General features: G+C 52.5%; 21 protein-coding genes and 2 pseudogenes. All 23 read left to right on the top strand.

Features of this window, described 5'->3' with window-relative positions; genetic code table 11:
• The first annotated feature begins 184 nt into the window (after positions 1–184).
• The gene (locus tag AC0LWT_RS37620; protein WP_474686996.1) at positions 185–904 is read left to right on the top strand and encodes a vWA domain-containing protein; all 720 of its coding nucleotides are present in this window, start codon (positions 185–187) and stop codon (positions 902–904) included.
• Entirely contained in the window at positions 888–1793 is a 906-nt protein-coding gene (locus AC0LWT_RS37615) for a protein kinase domain-containing protein (protein ID WP_474686983.1), read from the top strand. Before AC0LWT_RS37620 ends, AC0LWT_RS37615 begins: the two co-directional genes overlap by 17 nt.
• A 32-nt stretch (positions 1794–1825) precedes the next feature.
• Complete coding sequence (gene tilS, locus AC0LWT_RS37610; protein WP_474686982.1) at positions 1826–3244, top strand: tRNA lysidine(34) synthetase TilS; 1419 nt, start codon at positions 1826–1828, stop codon at positions 3242–3244.
• Positions 3245–3313: 69 nt separating this feature from the next.
• Positions 3314–3853: a hypoxanthine phosphoribosyltransferase gene (hpt, locus tag AC0LWT_RS37605; RefSeq protein ID WP_474686981.1), complete on the top strand. Its 540-nt coding sequence runs from the start codon at positions 3314–3316 to the stop codon at positions 3851–3853.
• A gap of 98 nt (positions 3854–3951) precedes the next feature.
• Positions 3952–5907, top strand: coding sequence for an ATP-dependent zinc metalloprotease FtsH (ftsH, locus tag AC0LWT_RS37600; RefSeq protein WP_474686980.1), 1956 nt, complete (start codon positions 3952–3954; stop codon positions 5905–5907).
• Between the two features lie 192 nt (positions 5908–6099).
• Positions 6100–7038: a quinolinate synthase NadA gene (gene nadA, locus AC0LWT_RS37595; RefSeq protein WP_474686979.1), complete on the top strand. Its 939-nt coding sequence runs from the start codon at positions 6100–6102 to the stop codon at positions 7036–7038.
• 114 nt (positions 7039–7152) lie between these two features.
• Positions 7153–8028, top strand: a pseudogene (locus tag AC0LWT_RS37590) (L-aspartate oxidase); the annotation flags it as partial.
• Positions 8029–8047: 19 nt separating this feature from the next.
• Positions 8048–8899, top strand: a pseudogene (locus AC0LWT_RS37585) (L-aspartate oxidase); the annotation flags it as partial.
• Between the two features lies 1 nt (position 8900).
• A complete protein-coding gene (nadC, locus tag AC0LWT_RS37580) occupies positions 8901–9770 on the top strand; it encodes a carboxylating nicotinate-nucleotide diphosphorylase (protein ID WP_474686977.1) in 870 nt (289 codons plus the stop codon).
• The gene (locus AC0LWT_RS37575) at positions 9767–10531 is read left to right on the top strand and encodes a type III pantothenate kinase (protein WP_474686976.1); all 765 of its coding nucleotides are present in this window, start codon (positions 9767–9769) and stop codon (positions 10529–10531) included. Before nadC ends, AC0LWT_RS37575 begins: the two co-directional genes overlap by 4 nt.
• Positions 10532–10550: 19 nt before the next feature.
• Positions 10551–11417 (top strand): Hsp33 family molecular chaperone HslO, encoded by an 867-nt coding sequence (hslO, locus tag AC0LWT_RS37570; RefSeq protein WP_474686974.1) that lies wholly within the window; start codon positions 10551–10553, stop codon positions 11415–11417.
• Positions 11418–11451: 34 nt separating this feature from the next.
• Positions 11452–12402, top strand: coding sequence for a peptidyl-prolyl cis-trans isomerase (locus AC0LWT_RS37565; RefSeq protein WP_474686973.1), 951 nt, complete (start codon positions 11452–11454; stop codon positions 12400–12402).
• A 115-nt stretch (positions 12403–12517) separates the two neighbouring features.
• Positions 12518–13456, top strand: a complete 939-nt coding sequence (gene cysK / locus AC0LWT_RS37560; RefSeq protein ID WP_474686972.1) for a cysteine synthase A — start codon at positions 12518–12520, stop codon at positions 13454–13456.
• A 132-nt stretch (positions 13457–13588) separates the two neighbouring features.
• The gene (locus AC0LWT_RS37555; RefSeq protein WP_474686969.1) at positions 13589–15133 is read left to right on the top strand and encodes an anthranilate synthase component I family protein; all 1545 of its coding nucleotides are present in this window, start codon (positions 13589–13591) and stop codon (positions 15131–15133) included.
• A 41-nt stretch (positions 15134–15174) separates the two neighbouring features.
• The gene (gene pabA / locus AC0LWT_RS37550) at positions 15175–15756 is read left to right on the top strand and encodes an aminodeoxychorismate/anthranilate synthase component II (RefSeq protein ID WP_474686967.1); all 582 of its coding nucleotides are present in this window, start codon (positions 15175–15177) and stop codon (positions 15754–15756) included.
• Positions 15757–15759: 3 nt separating this feature from the next.
• The gene (gene pabC, locus AC0LWT_RS37545) at positions 15760–16641 is read left to right on the top strand and encodes an aminodeoxychorismate lyase (RefSeq protein WP_474686966.1); all 882 of its coding nucleotides are present in this window, start codon (positions 15760–15762) and stop codon (positions 16639–16641) included.
• Positions 16638–17453 (top strand): dihydropteroate synthase, encoded by an 816-nt coding sequence (gene folP, locus AC0LWT_RS37540; protein WP_474686964.1) that lies wholly within the window; start codon positions 16638–16640, stop codon positions 17451–17453. The genes pabC and folP overlap by 4 nt, the downstream gene beginning before the upstream one ends.
• 19 nt (positions 17454–17472) lie before the next feature.
• Positions 17473–17841 carry a dihydroneopterin aldolase gene (folB, locus tag AC0LWT_RS37535; RefSeq protein WP_474686963.1) on the top strand — a complete coding sequence of 123 codons (369 nt, stop codon included), beginning with the start codon at positions 17473–17475 and terminating at the stop codon, positions 17839–17841.
• Positions 17838–18353 carry a 2-amino-4-hydroxy-6-hydroxymethyldihydropteridine diphosphokinase gene (folK, locus tag AC0LWT_RS37530; RefSeq protein WP_474686961.1) on the top strand — a complete coding sequence of 172 codons (516 nt, stop codon included), beginning with the start codon at positions 17838–17840 and terminating at the stop codon, positions 18351–18353. Before folB ends, folK begins: the two co-directional genes overlap by 4 nt.
• Positions 18335–18547: a helix-turn-helix domain-containing protein gene (locus AC0LWT_RS37525; protein WP_474686959.1), complete on the top strand. Its 213-nt coding sequence runs from the start codon at positions 18335–18337 to the stop codon at positions 18545–18547. The genes folK and AC0LWT_RS37525 overlap by 19 nt, the downstream gene beginning before the upstream one ends.
• A 17-nt stretch (positions 18548–18564) precedes the next feature.
• Positions 18565–19581, top strand: a complete 1017-nt coding sequence (gene dusB, locus AC0LWT_RS37520; RefSeq protein ID WP_474686958.1) for a tRNA dihydrouridine synthase DusB — start codon at positions 18565–18567, stop codon at positions 19579–19581.
• Positions 19582–19834: 253 nt separating this feature from the next.
• A complete protein-coding gene (greA, locus tag AC0LWT_RS37515; RefSeq protein ID WP_474686957.1) occupies positions 19835–20311 on the top strand; it encodes a transcription elongation factor GreA in 477 nt (158 codons plus the stop codon).
• 111 nt (positions 20312–20422) lie between these two features.
• Complete coding sequence (gene lysS, locus AC0LWT_RS37510; protein WP_474686955.1) at positions 20423–21919, top strand: lysine--tRNA ligase; 1497 nt, start codon at positions 20423–20425, stop codon at positions 21917–21919.
• Positions 21920–22225: the final 306 nt, after the last annotated feature.

The raw sequence follows: 22225 nt of genomic DNA, 5'->3' as shown, positions 1-22225 counted from the left end.
TAGACTCTCTCATTCGTGGCAAAACTAGAAGTAAAGGCTGCTAGAAGTCTGTCCGAAATGACTGCTTATTTGCCGCTCATGCCGCATAAAATCCGTCATTTCGCATACACATACGTTCTGCTGCATTCCTTGGACAGACAGCTGGAAGCGAACTTTTCTTTTGCCCGGGAGGCTGGTGATCATGATGAAACAAATTTTGCTTATTACGGACGGATGCTCGAATGTGGGAGTCAGTCCCGTTGTAGCGGCTGCGGAAGCGCATGCCGAAGGAGTTACGGTCAATGTGATCGGCGTCGTCGATCAAGGGGAACTGGGCATGCTGGGCTCGGAGGAGATCAGAGAGATTGCCTTGGCAGGAGGCGGTATGAGCCGTATCGTGAACTCGCAGCAGTTGTCCCAAACCGTCCAGATGATGACGAGAAAAACCGTCACCCAATCGATTCAGCAAGCCGTCGGCAAAGAATTGCAGCATATTCTCGGTCATGACCAGTTGGAACAACTCCCGCCGCCGAAGCGCGCCGAAGTCGTGCAAGTGATCGACGAAATGAGCGAAACGTCCTCTCTGCAGGTCGCTCTGCTGATCGACGCAAGCGCGAGCATGAAGCCTAAGCTGGCCGCCGTCCGCGAGGCGATCCGCGACCTGCTGCTCAGTCTCAGAGCCCGCTCAGGTAAAAGCGAGCTTGCAGTTTTCCACTTTCCGGCAACGAAAAATCGCGGCGAAGAATGGGAAATGGATCTGGGCTGGACGAATGAACTTGCAAATCTGGACAAGATGTTCTATAAAATAAACATGAAGGGTACGACTCCGACAGGTCCCGCATTGCTGCAAACGCTGCAGTTTATAACGGGGGAACCTTGTCCACAACAGGCCGAGGATGGGATGTTGAGTGACTACGTGGTATGAGGACGCGTTTCGTCCGGGAACACAAATCCATGGTAAATGGAATGGCCGTGTCTACCATGTAGAACGTTTATTAGGTGCCGGCTCCAATGGCATTGTAGCTCTTGTCCGCAGGGGCGGGGCGAAATATGCGCTTAAAGCCGGGTACGAAACGGTCGATCATCAATCGGAGATCAATTCGCTGCATGCCTTGTCGCTTACGGAAACGTCGTTTAAAAATTTTTTGGTCGATGTCGACGATATGATCGTTCAGGGAAAAAAAATCCCCTTCAGCGTTATGCGTTATATCGAGGGCATGACGATGTCGGACTTTTTACATAAGTATGGGCAGGATTGGATTTATGTGATCGGCACCAAACTGCTTAAGAAGCTGACCGAACTGCACAAAAGCGGCTATGTGTTCGGCGATCTGAAGATGGAGAATATGATCGTCTCCGGTTACGGCGATGTCGACCTGATCGATTTCGGCGGAGTGACGCCCAAAGGCAGAGCGATCAAACAGATGACCGAAGTATACGACCGGGGCTTCTGGATGGCGGGCGAGCGGAGTGCGGAAGAGAGCTACGATTTATTTTCATTTGCAATTCTTCTATTAAAAGCATTGGACCGCAAAAATCGTTTTGCCGCCTTTCCGCAAACCATTCCGCAGAACCGCGACCTGGAACAGCTGTATGTCATCATTCGCGAGAATCCGGCTGCGGTCCACATCGCCCCTTTTTTGTATAAAGCGCTCGGCGGTCAAATGAACACTTCTCAAGAAGCCTACAGATATTGGACCAGCTTGATCGCAAGCAGGAAACTGGCTCCCAAATCGATGAAACTGCCGTGGCTGAAAATATGCTTCGCGGCTTCCTTATTTATTTTTGGAGCGACCCTTTATATATATTGGTAGGAACTGGATGGGGCAAAAGGAAGGAACGGCGAATGGACACACATCTTGTAGCCAAAGTGGAACAAAATATTAACGATAAGCATCTGATCGGCCAGGGAAATGGGGTTGTCGTTGCGGTTTCAGGCGGACCTGATTCCGTGGCGCTGCTGCATGTCCTTTTTGCGCTTTCGGGTACCTACGGCTGGAAGCTGATCGTCGCGCATGTGAACCACCGCTTTCGGGGAGCCGAATCCGACGAAGAGGCGGACTACGTCGCCGAATTGGCTGCAGCCTTAAGCCTCTCGTGCGAAATCGGCAGCATTGACGTGCCGGCCTATATCGAGGAGAGCATGCTCAATGCCCAAGCCGCGGCGCGCGAGAAGCGTTACGAATTTTTGCATGCCGTGGCCGAAAAATACGGGGCGCAGCAGATCGCGCTGGCCCACCATGCGGACGATCAGGCGGAGACGATCATGATGCGCCTGCTGCGCGGCACGGGCCCGTCGGGGCTTGCCGGAATGCCGGAACGCCGGCGCGAAAAAAAAGTGGAACTGATTCGTCCTTGCTTACGTATATACAAATCAGAACTTGTGCAGTATTGTTTGCAGCGTGGGCTTGCATACTGCCAGGACAGCAGCAACGATTCGCGCAAATATTTTCGCAATCAGGTACGGCTTGATGTGCTGCCGATGCTGGGGCAATACAACGAGCAGCTCCCCGAAGCATTGAACCGTCTGGCGGAAATGATGCAGGCCGAAGACGACTATTTGGAAGCAGAGGCCGCTGAGGTTTTGAGGCGGACCGTAACCTTGCAGCCGAGCTCCTGCCGGTTCGCCAAGCCGGATTTTGTCCAGCTGCACATTGCTTTACAAAGGCGTTTGATTAAACTAATATTAAACTATCTTTCTTCATGGACGGAAAGGCACGATTTCTCAAGAATGGAAGCGATTCGCCAAGCCATTCTGCAGGATCGTTCGCCCTGCACGGTTATGGCCGTTCATGAACAGCTTTATTTTGTGAAGGAATATGATACCGTCCGATTTCAGCGCGAGGCTCCGGCCTCTGCAGCTTTTGCGTACGAACTGCCCCTGGAAGCTTCGGAAGCCGGCGAACTGCCGCTGCCTGAAGCCGGAGCGAGGCTCAGCTATCAAGTGAAAACCGCTGATTTTCAAGGCGGGGCGCATTCGCCCGTCATGGAGGCGTGGTTCGATCTCGATCGGGTCGAGCTGCCGCTTGTTCTAAGAAGCAGAAAGTCAGGGGATCGCATTGAACCTCATGGTTTAAACGGGTCCAAAAAGGTAAAAGATATGTTCATTGATGCGAAAATGCCGCCTAGTCGGCGCGACGCCATCCCTTTGCTTGTCGATGCATCCGGCCAGGTACTGTGGATTGCAGGCTTTCGAAGGTCGGGGCATGCTTTGATCCGGGAGGACACAGTGCGCGCGCTTCATATGAAGCTGATGCTGAATTAGCAGAGTAAATTTCGTTCGTCCAGAATGTAAATTTATAAGGTTTCATAATATAAACTAGGAGGTTCATCCTTGTACAGCGACATTCAGGAAATTCTTTACAGCGAAGAACAAATTCAAGACAAGATCAAGGAATTGGGGGAGCGGATCTCCAGCGATTACGAAGGCAGAAATCCTCTCGTAATTTGCGTTCTCAAGGGCGCCTTTATTTTCATGGCGGATCTTGTGAAGCGCATCACCGTGCCTCTTGAGCTCGACTTCATGGCCGTGTCCAGCTACGGACAATCGACCAAGTCGTCAGGGGTCGTCAAGATCATCAAGGATCTGGATGTACCGGTCGAAGGGCGCCACATTATCATCGTAGAAGACATCATCGACAGCGGCCTGACGCTCAGCTACCTGATCGATGTATTGGAGCGGCGCAACGCGCTGTCCATTTCGGTCGTAGCTTTGTTCAACAAGCCTGCGCGCAGAACGGTAGAGCTTGAACCGGATTACGCCGGATACGTGCTGCCGGACGAGTTTGTCGTCGGATATGGACTGGACTACGCTGAGAAGTATCGCAACCTTCCTTTTATCGGTATATTGAAGCCCGAGATCTATAACTGCTAATATCACGTCCCATTGGCTTGTCCAAACCGGCTTTGTTGTGATGCTTCGCCAGGATGTGGTAAAATAAAAAAAGTGTGCCGTTCGAGAGGAGGTTGGGGATGAATCGAATTATCCGGAATACCGGTTTTTATTTGCTTATTTTTTTGGTTACGGTAGGTATCGTTCATTTTATAAGTACCCAAAACGAACAGAAGGATTTAATTACTTACGACAAGTTCCGCCAAGCGGTAATTAACAAAAACGTAGAGTCCGTTACGTTGAAATTCGACGGATATACGTATTTGGTCAAAGGTAAGTACATCAATCCTCCAACTGCCGACAAGAAAAATTTTGAGACGCATGCTCCTTACGAACCTTTGGTCGTGCAGCTCATTGAGGCTAACGGAGTTCCTACCGAAGCGTATGAAACGATGGAAAGGGACAGCGTATGGATCAGCTTCCTGACCTCGATTATTCCGTTTGTCATTATTTTCATCCTGTTCTTTTTCCTTCTGAATCAGGCTCAGGGTGGCGGCGGCAAAGTCATGAACTTCGGCAAAAGCCGTGCCCGCTTATATAACGAAGAGAAAAAGCGCGTCACGTTCGAAGATGTGGCGGGGGCCGACGAAGAGAAGCAGGAATTGGTGGAAGTCGTGGAATTCCTCAAGGATCCGCGCAAGTTTGCAGCCGTAGGCGCAAGAATTCCGAAAGGGGTCCTGCTCAACGGGCCTCCGGGAACAGGTAAAACGCTCCTTGCCAGAGCGGTAGCAGGAGAAGCCGGCGTTCCTTTCTTCAGCATCTCCGGTTCCGACTTTGTGGAAATGTTCGTCGGTGTCGGCGCATCCCGTGTGCGCGACTTGTTCGAGAATGCGAAGAAGAATTCGCCTTGTATTATCTTTATCGACGAGATCGACGCAGTCGGCCGTCAACGCGGCGCCGGATTAGGCGGCGGCCACGACGAGCGCGAACAAACGCTCAACCAATTGCTCGTAGAGATGGACGGCTTCGGCGCGAATGAAGGCATTATCATCGTCGCGGCAACGAACCGCCCCGATATTCTTGACCCGGCGCTGCTGCGCCCAGGACGTTTCGACCGTCAAATTACGGTAGACCGCCCGGATGTGAAGGGCCGCGAAGCGGTGCTGAAAGTGCATGCGCGCAACAAGCCTTTGGCAAAAGACGTCAAGCTGGACTCTTTGTCCCGCTATACAACCGGATTTACAGGCGCTGACCTGGAAAATCTGTTGAACGAAGCGGCGCTGATCGCGGCAAGACGCAACCGCAAGGACATTTCGATGGCGGAAATCGAGGAAGCTTTCGACCGCGTCATCGTCGGTACGCAAAAGAAAAGCCGCATTATCAGCGATAGCGAAAAACGCATGGTCGCTTACCACGAAGCCGGCCACGCCATTATCGGCTACTATGCGGAGAACGCCGATATGGTGCACAAAGTTACAATCGTTCCGCGCGGACGCGCCGGCGGTTATGTAATGATGCTGCCCAAAGAAGGCGAAGACCGCATGATGCAGACGAAGAACGAGCTGCTGGATAAAGTCACGGGTCTCCTGGGAGGCCGCGTTTCCGAGGAGCTGTATATCGGCGAAATCGGCACCGGAGCTTACAGCGACTTCCAAAAAGCGACGGGAATCGTCCGCCGCATGATTATGGAATTCGGCATGAGCGACAAGCTCGGACCGATGCAGTTCGGCAGCAGTCAAGGCCAAGTGTTTTTGGGCCGCGATATCGGACATGAGCAGAACTATTCGGATGCGATTGCTTACGAAATCGATCAGGAAATGCAGCGTTTCATTCGCGATTGCTACGAACGCGCCCGCGAAATTTTGACCAAGTATGCGGATCAGGTCCACCTGGTCGCCAAGACGCTGCTTGAGAAAGAAACGCTCGACAAGGACGAAATCATTAACCTTCTGGAAAAAGGCTCGCTTGATCCTGCTTCAGAGGATGAAGAAGTGAAGGTCAACATCCATAGCCAAAGTCAATCCAGCGAAAGCAACAAGCTTGAGTTCGAAAAGGATAAAGACAAAGAGGCAGGACCGGACTCTTCCGAAGAGTAACGAGCCATACCAATTTGCAAATCCGGTGTACACATGAGGTGTACCCGGATTTTTTCGTTTTTTTCGACATATTTGCGCATTGACAGGGGATGCTGTAATGTGTAAATTAGGTGTAAATCTTTATTTTCAGAACAATTAGATCATACTACTAGCACGAGACATATCAGGTCCCACATAGGGGAGGATGCACTCATGGAGGCTCTAGCCTTGGAAAGAAAAGCGGAGCAGAACCGCGAATTGAAAGAGCGGCTGCTTCAGTTGAAGAAAGAACGCAACGCCATCATTCTTGCTCATTATTATCAGCGGGACGAAGTACAGGAAGTAGCCGATTTCCGGGGGGATTCCTTTCTGCTTGCGCAGAAAGCGGCTGAAACAGATGCAGATGTAATCGTATTCTGTGGCGTGCATTTCATGGGGGAAAGCGCCAAGATTTTGGCGCCGAACAAGAGAGTCATTATTCCGGATGAACGTGCCGGCTGTCCGATGGCCGACATGGTCAACGTGGAAGGGCTCCGGGCTTTGAAGCGCCAGCATCCGAACGCGAAAGTCGTTGCCTACATTAACACATCCGCGGACGTGAAATCGGAGACGGACATTTGCTGCACGTCGGCCAACGCCGTGAATGTCATCAATTCGGTAGATTCGGATGAGATCATCTGGGTACCGGATAAAAATTTGGGCGACTATGTATCAAAATTCACAAGCAAAAAAATTATTATCTGGGAAGGCTACTGCAATACGCATGATATGCTGACCGTCAAAGATGTCGAAGAAATGAGAGCGCAGCATCCGAACGCCCAATTCGTCGTTCATCCGGAATGCCGGCCCGAAGTCGTTAAGCTGGGCGATTTTGTCGGAAGTACGACCGCGATCATTAAATATTGCAAAGAATCGGATTGCCAGGAATTCATCGTAGGTACGGAAGACGGAACAGGGTATCAGTTGAGAAAGGATAGTCCGAATAAGCAGTTTCACTTTGCTACCAAATATTTGGTTTGTCCTAATATGAAGGTGAACAATTTGAAAAAAATCGTTCGCGCCCTCGAAACGATGCAGCCGGAAATCTACGTTCCGGAAGATGTGGCCGATAAAGCAAGATTATCCCTAGAGCGCATGTTACAAGTGAAGTAGCATGCGCTACTCTCTTGTAAACCCGTGTTTCTGTACCCCCGCCAAGCAGCGGGACAAGCTTCCAGGGCTTGCTCGGCTTTGCGGGGTCACTTTGTAAAAGACAGGTGAACCGGCATGATACCCAGATATCTCATAGACGTAGATTTAGATTCGATTCCGCATATACAGACGGATGTCATTGTAATTGGCGCAGGCATAGCGGGCTTGTTTACTGCGATCCGGGCAAGCGAGAACAAAAAAGTGCTAATGATCACGAAGAAGTCGCTGCTCGACAGCAATACGCGATACGCGCAGGGCGGCATAGCCGCGGTTATTTCGGATGAGGATTCTCCGGAATACCACATGCAGGACACGCTGATTGCAGGCGCGGGGCTTTGCTCCCGCGAAGCTGTCGACGTGCTTGTCCACGAAGGTCCGGACGGGGTTCAGGACCTGATCCGGATGGGCACCCAGTTCGATCTTGAGAACGGGGAGTTCGCTTTGACCAAAGAAGGCGCTCACAGCCAGCGCCGTATTTTGCATGCGCACGGCGATGCGACCGGCGCCGAGATCGTTCGGGCCTTGTCGGAGCGGACGAAGCAGGATCCGAACATCGAGATTTGGGACGATCATTTTGTGATCGACCTGATTACGCATGAGGGGGAGTGCTACGGCGCCCTCGTGCAAAAGCCTGACGGTCAGCGGATATTCGTGCGCGGCAACGCAACCATTTTGTGCTCCGGCGGTGCGGGACAGTTGTTCCGCTACACGACGAACCCGGACATCGCCACCGGCGATGGCATCGCGATCGCTTACCGCGCCGGCGCGCACATCCAGGACGTGGAATTTATCCAATTCCACCCTACTGCGCTGTGCTACCCGGGCGCTCCGCGCTTCCTCATCTCCGAGGCGGTGCGCGGTGAAGGCGCATACTTGCGCAACATTAAAGGGGAGCGCTTCATGGAAAAATATCATCCCCAACTGGAGCTTGCGCCGAGGGATGTCGTAGCCCGCGCCATCGTCGATGANTCCGCGCTTCCTCATCTCCGAGGCGGTGCGCGGTGAAGGCGCATACTTGCGCAACATTAAAGGGGAGCGCTTCATGGAAAAATATCATCCCCAACTGGAGCTTGCGCCGAGGGATGTCGTAGCCCGCGCCATCGTCGATGAGATGGAGCAAACAAAGTCGACATTCGTCTATATTGATATCACGCATGAAACGGAAGAATTGGTCAAGCACCGCTTCCCGACCATTTATGAATACTGCGTGCAATACGGTCTGGATCTCAGCACGGACTGGATCCCCGTAGCGCCTGCCGCGCATTATATGATGGGCGGGGTCAAAACGGACTTGTACGGAGAGACAGCCGTTCGCAGGCTGTTTGCCTGCGGCGAAGTGTCCTCTACAGGTGTACACGGCGCGAACCGACTGGCCAGCAATTCGCTTTCGGAAGCGATCGTATTCGGCAGACGCATTATCGAACGCATCCGCGAGCTTCCTCCTTTGGAAGGAAATCCGGTGATTCTGGCGGAATTGCCAAGAACCGAGAATCCGAAGCAAGCGGTTGTCGAGAAAAAGCTGAAGCTGCAAAAAGTAATGCTTCGTTATGCGGGGCTAAAACGCTCGGCCAAAGGTTTGCAAAAAGGTTATGAAGAGCTCGCCCGGCAGCTGCCGGTTTACGATACCGTTATGAGCAAGCGGGAAGAATACGAATTCGCCAATTTGCTGAATTGCGCGCTATTGACGACGATGGCCGCCCTCCAGCGGGAGGAAAGCCGCGGCGGGCATTACCGCGAAGATTTTCCGGAGCGGGATGACCGGCAGTGGGCGAAGCATATTGTATTCAAGCACGGGGAAGATAGGGTTGAGGAGTGGATTTAGCATGTTGGATGTCAATATGGAGCTGATTCGCAAGAACATTCGGCTGTGGCTGGAAGAAGATATCGGCACGGGCGACGTGACGACTTTGCATACTATCCCGTTGGAACACGAATCCAAAGGGATTATACACGTCAAAGAAGACGGCATCGTCTGCGGCTTGCCCATTGCCCGGGCTGTTTTCGCGGAAGTAGATCCTTCGCTTCGGTTTGAACCGAAAGCCGTGGAAGGATCGTCTGTTAATAAAGGGACTGTTCTAGCAGAAGTGGAAGGCAATACCAGAAGTATTTTGCTCGGGGAGCGGTTGAGCCTTAATCTGATGCAGCGGATGTCGGGAATTGCGACAAGAACGAGGGAATTTGTGAATGCGCTCGAAGGACTGCCGACAAGGCTTGTCGATACGCGGAAAACGACACCGGGACACCGGCTGCTCGAGAAATATGCGGTGCGCGTCGGAGGCGGGCATAACCATCGCTTCGGGCTGTATGATGCGGTTATGATCAAAGACAATCACATTAAAGGTTCCGGCGGCATTTCCCAAGCCGTTCAAGCGGCGCGCCGCAACATTCCGCACACGATGAAAATCGAAGTGGAGGTCGAAAACTTCGACCAGCTCCATCAAGCTTTGGAGGCAGGCGCGGATATCATCATGCTCGATAACATGAAGCCGGACATGATGAAGGAAGCTGTTGTAATAATTAAAAGCAAAGCTCCGCATATTGTAGTAGAAGGTTCCGGTTCGGTTACGCTGCAGACGATCAAGGCGATGGCGGCAGCGGGTGTCGACGTTATATCCGTAGGCCGGCTGACGTATTCCGTAACGGCTTTGGACATTAGTCTGGACCTGAATGAGCGGAAGGAGACCGCGCAATGATTCTTGTTGTAGATGTCGGGAACACCAATATCGTATTGGGATTGTACCAGGAGCGCTCTTTGCTTCATCACTGGAGAATCAGTACGAACCGCTCGGCGACGGTCGATGAATACGGAATGCTGCTGCACAGCCTGTTTCGCCACTCGGGAATTGCATTCGCCGATGTGGAAGGCGTCATCATTTCCTCTGTAGTCCCTCCATTGATGTCCGTTATGGAAAACCTTTGCCTTCATTATTTAAAAAGAACGCCTTATATTGTAGGGCCCGGCATCAAAACGGGCTTGAACGTTCGCGTCGATAACCCGAAGGAAGTTGGCGCGGACCGCATTGTGAATGCGGTAGCGGCGCTTGAGCTGTACGGAGCTCCGTGTATCATCGTGGATTTTGGCACGGCGACGACCTACGATTACATCGATCCTGCCCAGCAACTGATAGGCTGCGCGATAGCGCCCGGGATCGGCATTTCAACGGAGGCTCTGTATCAAAAGGCGGCTAAGCTGCCCCGCATCGAGCTCGTCAAGCCGAAAAGCGTCGTGGGCCGCAATACGGTAGCGGCTATGCAGGCCGGCATTATTTTTGGCTATGTGGGCCAGGTTGATGGTATTGTAGAGAGAGTGAAGCATGAATTTCAAGTCAATCCGACAGTTATAGCGACGGGCGGCTTGGCGGAGCTGATTTCCAGCGAGTCGCGTACGATTCAAATCGTCAACCCGCTGCTGACGCTTCAAGGCTTGCAAATGATTTATGAAAAAAATGCATGAACATAGAGAGGATTTACCAATGAGCGATTATCTGATACGAGGAACGGCACTGGATGGGAGAGTTCGGGCATTTGCAGTGCAGACCACTTCCATCACCGAGGAATTGCGGCAAAGGCACGGGACGACGCCGACGACGACAGCCGCATTGGGGAGAACGGCGGCTGCGGGGCTTTTGATGGGGGCTATGCTTAAAGGCGAAGAGAAGCTCACCATTCAAGTCAAAGGCGGCGGGCCTATCGGTCAAATCGTCGTGGACGCCAACGCCAAAGGCGAAGTTCGGGGATACGTCGACAACCCCGATGTAGACCTGCCGCTCAATGCGGTAGGCAAGCTTGATGTCGCAGGCGCGGTAGGGACAGACGGATTTTTGTATATCACCAAAGATTTGGGCTTGAAAGAGCCTTACAAAGGAAGCGTTCCTATCGTTTCCGGCGAGCTTGCCGAAGATTTTACTTATTATTTTGCCAAGTCCGAACAGACACCTTCTGTCGTTGCTCTCGGCGTATTGGTGGATGTCGACTATACGGTAAAAGTTTCCGGAGGCTTCGTCATTCAACTGCTGCCGGGCGTCACCGATGAAGAGATCGGGGGGATCGAAGCTGCGCTCAGCGGTCTGTCTTCGGTCACGACGATGCTGGATAGCGGCAAAACGTTGGAAGAAATTTTGCAGACGGTGCTGCCTTCGCTTCAGATCTTGGACTCCCAGAATGTGGTATTCCGCTGCAAATGCAGCCGGGAACGCGTGGAACAAACGCTGATCAGTCTGGGCAAAGACGAATTGCGGGAAATGCTTGAAGAAGACGGAACTGCGGAAGTGGTATGCCATTTTTGCAACGAAACTTACCGGTATGAACGCGAAGACTTGCAGCGGATGATAGATCTGTAGCGAGTCGCGACTTTTGAATAAAGAGGGAATCAGGATGCGGGACGTAAAGCGATTATGGGGAGTCATCGGCCTCCTGGCCGTATGTACTCTTGTGCTCAGCTTCTTTTTGATCGCCCGTTCCAAGAGCCAACCAGAACCAGGTCATTCATCCGAGCCGCAGCAGCACATCGAGAACGACACCGAGCGGGTAGTTGCCAAAATAGGGAATCGTGAGATTACGATTGGAGAGCTTCAAAAGGCACTTGAGCGCCAATACGGCGCAGAGCTGCTCAAACAGATGCTGGATCGAGAAGCGGTGCGTCTGGAAGGAACCGAAACGGGCATTGCGGTCGGCGATGCGGAAATAGATCGCGAGCTGAGAAGGATGCAGCAGGGGTACGACAATGAGGAGCAGTTTTACAAATCGATGAAAGACCAGCTCGGCATGACCAAAGAAGCGCTGCGCGAAGATGTCAGCAGCAAGCTTTTGCTTGAAAAGATCGCTACCAGGAACATTAAAATTTCGGATGCCGAAGTCGATACCTATATGGCCGCGCATCCGGAAGAGTTTCGGCAGGAAGCGGAGCTGAACATCCAGCAGATTGTCGTTTCGACGAAGGATCAGGCGAACAAAGTCTTGACCGATCTGGGGAAAGGCCAGAGCTTTGCCGCCCTGGCAAGGGACCGTTCGCTGGACGACGCGACGAATAACAGCGGCGGAGACTTGGGCTGGGTCGAGGACAACGATCCATTTGTTGCGGCTCCCGTACTGGAAGCGGCCAAAAAACTGAAGCCCGGAGAAACCGGCAAGCCCGTGGCCGTCGATAAGGGCTATGCGGTCGTTAGGCTGAAGGACCGGCGGGAAAAGCCGAATCCGGACAAGGCTTTTATCCGCGACAATGTTCGGAAAGAGCTGGCTCTGCAGGAGGCGCCGGCCCTGAAAGATTTTGTCGAAAAGCTTCGGGCCAAATGGGGCGCGGCAGTAATGGATGCCCAATTTCAGTAAGTTTTTGAATAAAATCCGGTTGACAATCTGTAGTGCGCATTGATAAGATGAATATATTAATGCCGACTGATTAACTCGGAAATTATTTTTCTCATTCAGGAAGGGGCAGTAGCGCATGGCAAAATTAGTGCAAAATATTACTCAATTAATCGGGGATACGCCGCTTGTTCGTTTGAACCGCGTAGTTCAGGAAGGCAGCGCGGAAATCTATTTGAAATTAGAGTTCCAAAACCCGGGTGCCAGCGTAAAAGACCGGATCGCCATCAGCATGGTGGAAGTGGCCGAGCAGGAAGGCAAGCTGAAGCCGGGTGACACGATCATCGAGCCGACAAGCGGAAACACGGGAATCGGCTTGGCTATGGTGGCTGCGGCTAAAGGTTACAAAGCTATTCTCGTCATGCCTGAAACGATGAGTTTGGAAAGACGCAACCTGCTTCGCGCGTATGGCGCTCAACTCGTATTGACGCCGGGAGCCGAAGGTATGAAAGGCGCGATCCGCCGCGCTGAAGAGCTTCAAGCGGAGAATCCGACTTATTTCATGCCGCAGCAGTTCAAGAACTTGGCGAACGTGAAAATCCACCGCGAAACGACAGGTCCGGAAATCGTAGAAGCGATCAAAGAGCATGACGGCAAGCTGGACGCTTTCATCGCCGGTATCGGAACCGGCGGTACGATTACAGGTGCCGGCAGCGTTTTGAAAGAAAATTTCCCGGGAATCAAAATTTATGCGGTTGAGCCTTCGGCTTCTCCGGTTCTTTCCGGCGGTAAGCCAGGCCCTCACAAAATCCAAGGGATCGGAGCCGGATTCGTTCCCGACATCCTCAACACGTCGATTTACGACGCGATTATTCAAGTGGAGAACGAAGACGCGTTCGAAACTTCCCGCCGCGTTGCCAAAGAAGAAGGCATCCTTGGCGGTATTTCTTCGGGCGCGGCCATCTTTGCAGCGCTGCAAGTGGCTAAAGAGCTTGGCGCCGGCAAGCGCGTCGTTGTGGTAATCCCAAGCAACGGCGAGCGTTACCTGAGCACGCCTCTGTACCAATTCGAAGACTAATACCGTGCGTGATGAAGAGCCCCCGGCTGCAGAGCCGAGGGCTTTTGTTTTACAAGCCGTTAGAGTATACTAATGGACAACCAATCATCGGAAAAGGACATTTTCCTTCGGAAAATTGTAGGGGGAAGCTGCGTGATTATAACAACTTTGGAACAGTGGCGTGGCTGGTCCTCCACGTATACAATGCTACCTTATATTATCAAGCTCGGTCTTGGCGAAGACCGCGTCGCTTCATGGCAGCAGGCATGGAAGGAAGCTTCGCCCGATTCGTTCGTGCTCGAAAGCGGCAAGGGCGGCCGGTATACGTTTTTCGGCCTGAAGCCGTTTTCCACGATCCATGGGACGGGTTTGGATGTGGAAATATCGGGCACTGCGCCCGGGGCTGGCGCGGCGCCTGCCATTTCGCGCGTGCAGGCCAAGCCTCTCGACGCGGTCAAAAACTGGATGGCCCCTTACCGCAGCCCGAAAGTGGCGGGAGCGCCGAAGTTTTTGGGAGGCTGCGTAGGCTTCTGGGGCTATGACGTCGTGCGCACGATTGAAAAGCTGCCCGAACATGCGCTGAGCGACCTGCCTATTCCGGACTACAGCTTTGCCTTATATGACCGGGTGTGGATCATCGATCATAAGGAGAAATCGCTGTATATTGCCGTTCATACGCTGCTTCCAAGCGGTTGCGATGCAGGATGCCTGGAAGGCTTGTATGCGCAGGCCCGCCTGAAAGCGGAAGAAATGCTGCACCAGTGGGATTCGATTCGTTCGGCCCGCTGGCATGGAGAAAGCGAAGGGCGGGAGCTTATCCCCCGCGGCGAGCTTCACATCGACGTGGAGTCCATCGAAGGCGTGCAGCCTGCGTTCCGCAAAGAGGACTTCATCCGCGCCGTCGAGCGCATCCAAACTTACATCAGCCAGGGCGATGTGTTCCAGGTCAACCTCTCCGTCCGGCAGAGCCGCAAGCTGCGCACGACGCCGGAGGAAATTTACGAGTCGCTGCGCATCGTCAACCCGTCGCCTTACATGGGGCTGCTGCGCTTCGCGGGCTTCTCGCTCGTATCCGCCTCCCCCGAGCTGCTCGTTCAGCTGGAGGACGGCATCCTCCGCACGAGGCCTATCGCGGGCACACGCCCCCGAGGCAAGGACGAGCAGGACGATCTTAGGCTCGCAGGAGAGCTGATCGACAATGAGAAAGAACGTGCTGAGCACGTAATGCTCGTCGATCTGGAACGCAATGACCTTGGGCGGATATCCCGGTACGGATCCGTGCGGGTTCAGGATTTCATGGTCATCGAATATTATTCCCATGTGATGCACATCGTATCGGAAGTGACGGGCGAACTGGCCGAGGGCAAGGACGCTTACGATGTCATCGCCGCAACGTTCCCCGGAGGCACGATCACCGGCGCTCCCAAGATCAGAACGATGGAAATCATCGAGGAGCTGGAGCCTGTCAGACGCGGGCCGTACACAGGTTCAATGGGGTGGATTGACTATAACGGCAATTTGGAATTTAATATAATTATACGCACATTGGCGGCGGCGCAAGGAGTGGGCCATATTCAGGCGGGCGCGGGCATCGTTATCGATTCCGTACCCGAACGGGAGTATGTCGAATCCTTGAACAAAGCCAAGGCGTTGTGGAAAGCGATTGAACATAGCGAGCGGAGCATGAGCCGAGCTTAGCAGAGGATTAGCCCCAGCGGCTAACGAAAGGAGAGCATAGGATGATTTTAGTGATTGACAATTACGATTCTTTTACGTACAACTTGGTACAGTACTTGGGTGAGATTGGTGAGGAGATTGTTGTGCGCCGCAACGATGAAATCGATTTGGAGGGCGTCGCGGCTCTGTCGCCGGATCACATACTGATATCTCCGGGGCCCTGTACCCCGAACGAAGCGGGTATCAGTCTTGCGCTGATCGACCGTTTCAAGGGCCAAATACCGATCTTCGGCGTTTGCCTCGGCCATCAGTCCATAGGCCAAGCTTTTGGCGGCGAAGTCATTCGCGCCGAGCGGCTGATGCACGGCAAAACATCGCCCATTTTCCACGACGGGAAAACGTTGTTCGAAGGGCTTCCGTCGCCTTTTACAGCGACCCGCTATCACTCGCTTATCGTGAAAGCCGAGACGCTGCCGGATTGTCTGGAAGTTAGCGCCCGTACGGCGGAAGGCGAAATTATGGCGCTGCGGCACAAGGAATACCCGATCGAAGGCGTCCAGTTCCATCCGGAGTCGATCATTACCGATCACGGGCACCAGATACTCCACAATTTCCTGCGCCGTACAGCCGGAAGCGTCGTATAGGCAATGAAAATCAGTATAGACAACACGATTTATGATGAACAGCAAGCCGTGGTCTCTGTTTATGATCACGGCTTTCTTTACGGTCTTGGCTTGTTTGAAACGTTTCGCACGTATGCAGGCAAGCCTTTTTTATTGAAGGAGCATTTGAACCGCTTGGCGGAAGGCTGCAAGGAACTCGGCATCAGGCATGAGCCGCTGCAGGACCGCATCGAAACGATGATCTCCGGGCTGCTTGAGGCCAACAACCTTCGGGATGCCTATTTTCGTTATACGGTATCTGCAGGTATCGATATGTTGGGCTTGCCTTCCGGCGATTACCTGCAGCCAACGGAGATTATGTACGTCAAGCCGCTTCCTCCGCGAGACGAGCGGGTATACAGCCAGGGCAAGGCGCTGCAGCTGCTGAAGCTGCCCCGCAATACGCCGGAAGGGCTTTACCGGTTCAAATCGCTGCATTACATGAATAATATTCTTGCAAAAAGGGAACTACAGAACTACAAGTGGGCGTCAGGCGCAGAGGGGCTCATGCTGACCGAGGAAGGCTACTTGGCGGAAGGCATCGTGAGCAACCTCTTTTTCGTCAAAGATTCCGTACTCTACACTCCGTCCCTCGAAACGGGGATTTTGCCCGGCATTACACGGGCGTTTGTGCTGCAATTGGCGCAGGAGAGCGGCTTTGCCGCCGCAGACGGTTTATATACGTGGGAAGATTTGGTCAGCGCGGACGAGATATTTTTCGTCAACTCCGTGCAGGAAATCGTTCCCGTAACGATGCTGTACACGCCCGGCGGGGAACAGCTCCGTGCGGGACAAGGCGTCCCCGGACCTATGACTGTTCAAATCATGCTGGAGTATCAACGGCGGACAGGAAGTGAACAGCAATGAAGACGTTGCTATGCAAAGGGCATGAGCTGCCGATCGGAGAGCGGACGATCATCATGGGAATTTTGAACGTAACCCCGGATTCGTTTTCGGACGGGGGGGCTTATGTGACGATCGATACCGCGCTACGCAGAGCGAGGCAGATGGTGGACGAAGGCGCGGATATTATTGACATCGGCGGGGAGTCGACGCGTCCGGGTTTTGCGGCGGTACCGCTGGAAGAAGAGCTGAAGCGCGTCATTCCCGTTATTCGGGCGCTTAACGCTGAGCTTGATGTTCCCATTTCCATCGACACCTACAAGGCCGAAGTCGCCAGACAGGCGCTGGAAGCAGGGGCTCATATTATCAACGACGTTTGGGGAGGGCTGGCCGACAACCGGATGGCTGCAACTGCCGCCGAATACGGGTGTCCGTTCATTATCACGCATAACCGCACCGACATGAACTATGTCGAATTTTTGCCCGATGTGCTGAGCGATTTGCAAAAGAGCGTGCAGTTGGCGCTGGATGCCGGCGTCCGCAAGGAACGAATCGTGCTCGATCCCGGCATCGGCTTCGCCAAAACTTACGAGCAGAACTTGTGGCTCATGAACCGGCTGGAGGCCATCGCAGCGCTCGGATATCCCGTACTGCTGGGCACTTCCCGCAAAACGTTTATACGCAATACGCTGGGACTTCCTGCAGACGATGTCGTGGAAGGGACCGCGGCAACCGTCGCTCTGGGCATCGCTCAAGGCTGCAGCATTATGCGCGTGCATGACGTCCGGGCAATGAAGCGGGTGGCCGTTATGACGGACGCCATCGTCCGAACCTAATCCGAGGAGGCAGTAATACATGGACAAAATCAAACTGGCCGGCATGCAGTTTTTCGGCAATCACGGCGTATTCCCCGAGGAGAACAAGCTGGGGCAGCGCTTTTATGTCGATGTCGAGCTGATGCTTCCGCTGAACAAAGCCGGCGCCTCCGACGAATTGGAGCATACGATCAATTATGCGGAAGTATTTTATAAGGTCAAAGAGATTGTCGAGGGCCGCACTTTTAAACTGATCGAAGCTTTGTCGGAAAATATTGCATCCGAGCTGCTGCATACTTATACTAGTATCAATGAAGTGACGGTACGCGTCATCAAGCCGCATCCGCCATTTCCGGTGCTCTTTGACGGAGTGACCGTAGAGATCAACCGAAAGCGGGCAAATGAATGACAGCCGTAGAACAAGAGCAGGGAATTATCGCCTATGTCGCATTGGGATCAAATATAGAAGATCGCGAACACTATTTGCAGCAGGCAATCGCAGAGCTGAATGAGCAACCGGGTATAACGGTAACGTCCCGCTCGGGCATTTATGAGACGGAACCCGTCGGATACGTGGACCAGTCGGCTTTTCTCAATATGGTTATCGAAATCGTTACCGAGCTGCCTGCGGAACAATTGCTTACCGCTATGCTGGCTATTGAACAACGTCTCGGCAGAACCCGCGATGTGCGCTGGGGCCCAAGAACGATCGATCTGGATATGCTCCTGTACGGAGACCTCCGGATCGCGACTCCCGACTTGATCATTCCGCATCCGCGGATGCAGGAGCGGGCTTTTGTGCTAGTTCCTCTTTCCGAGGTTCTAAGCAAGCGGCAGCATGCCGCATCGGAGGCCGTTACCGCACAGCTACAGAATTTGGATGGAAAGGACGGCGTTGTACTATGGAAAAAAGCACAGTAGCCCAACGCATTCGCGCTTTTCGCAAACTGAAGGGATACACGCAAAACGAGCTCGCCGATATGTTAGGCGTCTCCATCGCCATATTAGGGGCTATTGAACGGGGAACCCGCAAACCCGATAACAAAATCATTCACAACATTTCACAAGTGCTGAATATTGAACCGGATGAACTGGTGGCGGCAGGCACCCGCTGAGAGGAGTTGAAATTACAATGTTGAAAATAGGAAACGTGGAGGCTCCGAACAAAGTCGTGCTCGCGCCGATGGCCGGAGTCTGCAATCCCGCGTTCAGGCTCATTGCCAAAGAGTTCGGAACCGGCCTGGTCTGCGCCGAGATGGTCAGCGACAAAGCGATCGTTCACGGCAACTCGCGCACGATGGAAATGCTGTATGTGGACGAGCGCGAAAAACCGCTCAGCCTGCAAATATTCGGCGGTGACACGGAGACGCTGGTCGAGGCGGCCAAAGTCGTGGATCAGCACACAAACGCCGATATCATCGACATCAACATGGGCTGCCCGGTGCCGAAGATCACCAAATGCGACGCAGGCGCCCGCTGGCTGCTGCAGCCGGACAAAATCGAAGAAATGATCGCGACCGTAGTCGCGGCTGTCAGCAAACCGGTCACGGTTAAAATGCGCATCGGCTGGGACTCCGAACATATTTACGCGATTGAAAATGCCAAAGCTGTCGAAAGAGGCGGCGGAAGCGCAGTCAGCGTGCACGGCCGTACCCGCGAGCAAATGTATACCGGCAAGGCGGATTGGGATATTATACGGGAAGTCAAGCAGGCTGTATCGATTCCCGTCATCGGCAACGGCGATGTGGTGACTCCCGAGGACGCCAAACGGATGATCGACCAAACCGGCGTAGACGGAGTCATGATCGGCCGCGGCGCATTGGGCAACCCGTGGATGCTGTACCGGACCGTACAGTATTTGACTCATGGCGAGCTCCCGCCGGATCCGAAGCCCGAAGAAAAAATTCGCATCGCCATTCTCCATCTGGACCGTCTCGCCGCCTTGAAGGGCGAGCATGTAGCGGTCAAGGAAATGCGCAAACACATGGCCTGGTATCTCAAAGGCATGACAGGCTCCGCCCGCGTCAAAGACGTCATCATGGAACTGACCAAACGCGACGAAATGGTGCGTGTTTTGCATGAATATGTCGATAGTTTGAACGGCGAATCCGAGTCCTCCTCAGGTCAAGAATCCGCTGTCATTCATTAAATAGATGCAGGATTGGCTTTGATTGACATTTTGAAACCGTTGCAATATAATCAGTCAATATTAATGTTAATCCGCATAAAGTGAACGGCAGCGCAGTACCCAGAGAGAGTCATCTTGAGGCATGAGGCTAATATATTATCTAATAGTGAATTCATACTACTTGAATCAGCTCTTTTATAAGACCTTAACTCCTAGCAGGAAGCATTGATTCAACGATATGAAAATCTTTCACACGACGGGAGATCAGTTGGGAATGAGTGAAAAAGAAGTCATTCTTACACAGGAAGGCTTGAAAAAGCTGGAGGAAGAGCTAGAACATCTGAAATCGGTAAAACGCCGCGAAGTCGCGGAAAGAATCAAAGTAGCGATCGGCTACGGCGATATCAGCGAGAACTCCGAATATGAAGACGCGAAGAATGAGCAAGCTTTTATTGAAGGCCGTATCATTACTTTGGAAAAAATGCTGCGCAACGCGCGGATTATTAATAACGACGATGTGGATATCAACACGGTGAGCGTTGGATCGATCGTGACATTGAAGGACCTTGAATTCGGCGATTTGGTTGAATACAATATCGTAGGCACAGCGGAGTCCGATCCGTTTCAGAATAAGATTTCCAATGAAAGCCCTGTAGGCAAAGCTATTCTTGGCAAGCAGAAGGGCGCGACAGTAGACGTTAACGTTCCTGCCGGTGTCATTCAATATCAGATCGTCGATATCAAAAAGTAACGTACAGCGTCTTTTTGAAAAGCTTCCGTCCGGAAGCTTTTTTCCGGTTTTTACCGCCACCTCTACGGGCCGGAAACATCAACTTAACATAATTGCGTAGGAGATGAAATCATGAGCCAAGAACAGGAACTCAACGAACTGCTCGTTATTCGCCGCAACAAATTGGACGAGCTTCGCGCATTGGGAATCGATCCCTTCGGCGCCAAATATGTCAAAACGCATACAACCCAAGAAATTATCGAGGCGTATAACGACAAAACGAAAGAAGAGCTGGAAGCCGAACACCATGAAGTCAGCATTGCCGGCCGGATTATGCAAAAAAGAGGCATGGGCAAGGCAAGCTTCGCCCATATTCAGGATATTTCCGGAAAAATTCAAATCTACGTGCGCGAAGATTCCCTTGATGCCGCTAAATACCAAGCTTTCGACATTCTCGATATCGGGGATATGGTAGGCGTAAGCGGCGTCGTTTTCAAAACGAAAACGGGTGAAACCTCCATTAAGGTGAAATCGCTCGAGGTATTGACGAAATCTCTGCTTCCGCTGCCGGAGAAATTCCACGGCCTGAAAGACGTAGAGATGCGCTACCGTCAACGCTACGTTGACCTGATCATGAATCAGGACGTCCAGCAGACGTTCATTTTGCGTTCGAAAATTATTCAATCCATGCGCCGTTATCTCGACTCACGCGGCTATTTGGAAGTGGAGACGCCTACGCTGCATGCGATTGCGGGCGGAGCTTCCGCGCGTCCTTTTATCACGCATCACAACGCTTTGGATATGCAGCTGTACATGCGTATTGCGATTGAGCTTCATCTGAAACGCCTGATCGTGGGCGGCCTGGAAAAAGTGTACGAGATCGGCCGCGTTTACCGCAATGAGGGCATTTCTACCCGCCATAATCCGGAATTCACCATGATCGAGCTTTACGAAGCGTATGCGGACTACAAAGATATCATGAAGCTCACCGAAGAGCTGATTGCTCATATCGCTCAAGAGGTTTTGGGCACGACTACCGTTCAGTATCAGGATCACGAAGTAAATCTGGCCGTAGGCTGGAGACGCGTGTCTATGGTTGATGCCATTAAAGAGGTCAAAGGCGTGGACTTTAACGTCCATATGTCCGACGAGGAAGCACACCGTTTGGCAAAAGAACATAACGTGCCCGTTGAGCCGCATATGACGTTCGGTCATATCGTGAATCAGTTCTTTGAGACGTTTGTCGAAGAGACCCTGATTCAACCGACGTTTATTTATGGGCATCCTTTGGAGATTTCTCCGCTTGCGAAAAAGAATCCGGAAGATCCGCGTTTTACGGATCGTTTCGAGCTGTTCATTGTGGCCCGCGAGCATGCCAATGCGTTTACGGAGCTTAATGATCCGATCGATCAACGGGAGCGCTTTGAAGCCCAACTCCGTGAAAAAGAACAAGGCAACGACGAAGCCCATGAAATGGACGATGACTTCATTCGCGCGCTCGAATACGGCATGCCTCCTACGGGCGGGCTAGGTATCGGCATCGACCGTCTGGTGATGCTGCTTACGAACGCGCCTTCTATCCGCGATGTGCTGTTGTTCCCGCTTATGCGCGAGCGTCAAGGCGAATAAACGAGCTTGTATTTCGGGGCGCCGGCAGGCGCCCTGAAGTTTTTTAAAAATAAAACTTGCAATGTCTATATTGTCTGTGGTATCTTAATAAACGTCGCCGCTAAAAAGCGACAACAACTTGAGAAAAACAAGTTGCAAATGAGTTTTAAACATGGTATATTGGTCTTCCGGCTGTCGAAAGACGGCAGGCAAGCAAAAGAAATTGCTCTTTGAAAACTGAACAACGAGTGAAGAAGCAAGGTTGAGCAATCAACCAAAACAAGAGATTGCAAAATCTCGTCAGCTTTGAAATTGAGCTATTCAGCT

Source organism: Paenibacillus sp. sgz302164, assembly GCF_056120505.1.
Note: the sequence above shows the minus strand (reverse complement) of the source record. Positions and strands in the feature narration are given on the sequence as shown.

What these genes read in the sequence shown, in the direction of transcription:
- AC0LWT_RS37620 (WP_474686996.1), top strand. Translation starts at nt 185, where the DNA reads ATGAAACAAATTTTGCTTATTACGGACGGATGCTCGAATGTGGGAGTC.
- tilS (WP_474686982.1), top strand. Translation starts at nt 1,826, where the DNA reads ATGGACACACATCTTGTAGCCAAAGTGGAACAAAATATTAACGATAAG.
- ftsH (WP_474686980.1), top strand. Translation starts at nt 3,952, where the DNA reads ATGAATCGAATTATCCGGAATACCGGTTTTTATTTGCTTATTTTTTTG.
- nadA (WP_474686979.1), top strand. Translation starts at nt 6,100, where the DNA reads ATGGAGGCTCTAGCCTTGGAAAGAAAAGCGGAGCAGAACCGCGAATTG.
- nadC (WP_474686977.1), top strand. Translation starts at nt 8,901, where the DNA reads ATGTTGGATGTCAATATGGAGCTGATTCGCAAGAACATTCGGCTGTGG.
- AC0LWT_RS37575 (WP_474686976.1), top strand. Translation starts at nt 9,767, where the DNA reads ATGATTCTTGTTGTAGATGTCGGGAACACCAATATCGTATTGGGATTG.
- hslO (WP_474686974.1), top strand. Translation starts at nt 10,551, where the DNA reads ATGAGCGATTATCTGATACGAGGAACGGCACTGGATGGGAGAGTTCGG.
- AC0LWT_RS37565 (WP_474686973.1), top strand. Translation starts at nt 11,452, where the DNA reads ATGCGGGACGTAAAGCGATTATGGGGAGTCATCGGCCTCCTGGCCGTA.
- cysK (WP_474686972.1), top strand. Translation starts at nt 12,518, where the DNA reads ATGGCAAAATTAGTGCAAAATATTACTCAATTAATCGGGGATACGCCG.
- pabA (WP_474686967.1), top strand. Translation starts at nt 15,175, where the DNA reads ATGATTTTAGTGATTGACAATTACGATTCTTTTACGTACAACTTGGTA.
- pabC (WP_474686966.1), top strand. Translation starts at nt 15,760, where the DNA reads ATGAAAATCAGTATAGACAACACGATTTATGATGAACAGCAAGCCGTG.
- folP (WP_474686964.1), top strand. Translation starts at nt 16,638, where the DNA reads ATGAAGACGTTGCTATGCAAAGGGCATGAGCTGCCGATCGGAGAGCGG.
- folB (WP_474686963.1), top strand. Translation starts at nt 17,473, where the DNA reads ATGGACAAAATCAAACTGGCCGGCATGCAGTTTTTCGGCAATCACGGC.
- folK (WP_474686961.1), top strand. Translation starts at nt 17,838, where the DNA reads ATGACAGCCGTAGAACAAGAGCAGGGAATTATCGCCTATGTCGCATTG.
- AC0LWT_RS37525 (WP_474686959.1), top strand. Translation starts at nt 18,335, where the DNA reads ATGGAAAAAAGCACAGTAGCCCAACGCATTCGCGCTTTTCGCAAACTG.
- dusB (WP_474686958.1), top strand. Translation starts at nt 18,565, where the DNA reads ATGTTGAAAATAGGAAACGTGGAGGCTCCGAACAAAGTCGTGCTCGCG.
- greA (WP_474686957.1), top strand. Translation starts at nt 19,835, where the DNA reads ATGAGTGAAAAAGAAGTCATTCTTACACAGGAAGGCTTGAAAAAGCTG.
- lysS (WP_474686955.1), top strand. Translation starts at nt 20,423, where the DNA reads ATGAGCCAAGAACAGGAACTCAACGAACTGCTCGTTATTCGCCGCAAC.